General features: G+C 38.6%; 2 protein-coding genes. Both read right to left on the reverse strand.

Annotation, left to right across the window (positions count from 1 at the left end; genetic code table 11):
• Positions 1 to 210: 210 nt before the first annotated feature.
• Positions 211 to 807, reverse strand: a complete 597-nt coding sequence (locus RLO81_RS20455) for an RNA polymerase sigma factor (RefSeq protein WP_350116354.1) — start codon at positions 805 to 807, stop codon at positions 211 to 213.
• Positions 808 to 1,055: 248 nt separating this feature from the next.
• The coding region (locus RLO81_RS20460) for a hypothetical protein (RefSeq protein ID WP_350116355.1) at positions 1,056 to 1,889 on the reverse strand (834 nt) is incomplete at its 5' end.

The raw sequence follows: 1,889 nt of genomic DNA on the forward strand, positions 1-1,889 counted from the left end.
GGATTGTTTTTTCTGAATGTCTCCCAATACTTTAATGTCTCCCTGTCAGGATTTAACACGTATTTGCAAAACCGATCGTCGCAAACAAGTTCTTCTATAAGATTGATTGGGTCTGACATAGAAAAAGCTATAGTTAGAGAAAGGGAGCTTTTTCATTCGGGTACTCAGTTTGAACAAAATATTTTTTTGATATTTAATGAAAATGCAATATCACATATTGTTTTTTACTAAATAAGCCAGAGATATATTATGCTCCACGAGGAATCTCCTTATTTTCGTTATTGAGCGAAATACCGCATTCTTGACCGACTGATGTTCCATCCCGAGTATTTCGGCAATTTCACAGTTGGATAGTCCTACAGTGTATTTAAGGTGTAAAATATCTCTTTGGTTGTCATTTAGATGGGCCAATAACTGCTCTACAAGTTTTTTTCTTTCCGAACGTGTCTCTATTTCGATTAGCTGGTTTTCAAAAGGTCCTGAAAATTGATCGATCATCTCGAGACCTACAGCATACCTAAGCTTATCTACTTTTACCGATTCAGCAAGCTTTCTGCGCAGTGACCGGAATAAATAGAACTTGATGGAGTCCGTATCTCCTAACCTATCGTGTCTTACCCAGAGTTGGACAAACAAATCCTGAACCTTGTCTTCGACCAGTTCCTTGTCCCGGCAGATCTTATAACCATAAGAAAGCAGGTATTTGGCATATTTGAAATAAATATAAGAAAGTGCTGATCGATCCCCGCTAACAAAATCTCTCCAGATTGAAAGATCGTCTTTTCCTGAATAGCTGGAATCCATCATATCGGCTAGGGTCTACAAATTATTATTCGCTATCATAGGACACTTTCACCCTTGACCAACATTGACAAATATTCTTACAATGCTATTCCTAATGTGAAAATGAAAATTAAGTGCGATTAATACATGGGTTAATTACAATAAATCTAATGTACAACTATTTTTTGATTTTTAGATTTAAAACAGGAAAATTATTGATACACAGTATTTTACCGAATAATATTTTGGTAAATAGGATGGACTCAAAAGAATTAATTATTCTCTATACCAATCAGCATGCGAATCAGTTCATTTTTCTGAGAGTTTCTTTCACTCAGGTGGTTTCGCAGCGTAGATTTCAGCTCACTGCTGATAAACAGGGGGTCGAGCTTCTTGAGTAGGGATATCTGAGCAAAATAATTGAGATTTTCGAAATGCCCCGTAAAGAAGTCTTGTGCCCGGTCATCTTTGAAAACAGACGCTGGCATTTTTTCAATTGCATTTTTTGCATAATACCCCTGACCATTTTCGATGGTATATAACAGGTGTGGGAGGTAATCATGAAAATCTTCTTCAGAAAAAATATTGATAAGAAAGTAGTTGATCTGTTGATCCTTCCTATGTACCATCTTCTCTACAAGCTGATCATTGAGATTGCTGTAGGTAAGTGATTGAATGCTGTCCACCACTTTTCCGTGAACAATGTGCCAAAGGGTATAGCAGGAATAAACCGCGCCACTGATCACACTTTCCCTGATCTCATTGATGGTGGCTCCGGAAACACCATCCACTCCTTCGTCCTCAATGTCCTGAACGAGGTCCTCCTTTTTGTAATTGGCCAGCACAGAAGCCGGCTCACTCAAAATCTGATGGAGCTTTTCATATTCTTCAGGTGTGAAAGGTTCGTGCTCCAGTTTTGTCAAAGGGCTACCTGGAATGGTGTCGTAGTGATTATATCTCCCGATGGCATCCCAGAAGAAATCAATCTCTACTGCGTAACATTTATCTTCTTCGCAGATCGGCGTAAAAATAAATGCAGTATACCCCTCCAGCACACTATCCCCATCATATAATGGGATCAGCTCAATATCCAATGAGTCAGCCAT

Source organism: Fulvivirga sp. (genome assembly GCF_040220315.1).
Taxonomy (GTDB): Bacteria; Bacteroidota; Bacteroidia; order Cytophagales; family Cyclobacteriaceae; genus Fulvivirga.

What these genes read in the sequence shown, in the direction of transcription:
- RLO81_RS20455 (WP_350116354.1), bottom strand. Translation starts at nt 807, where the DNA reads ATGATGGATTCCAGCTATTCAGGAAAAGACGATCTTTCAATCTGGAGA.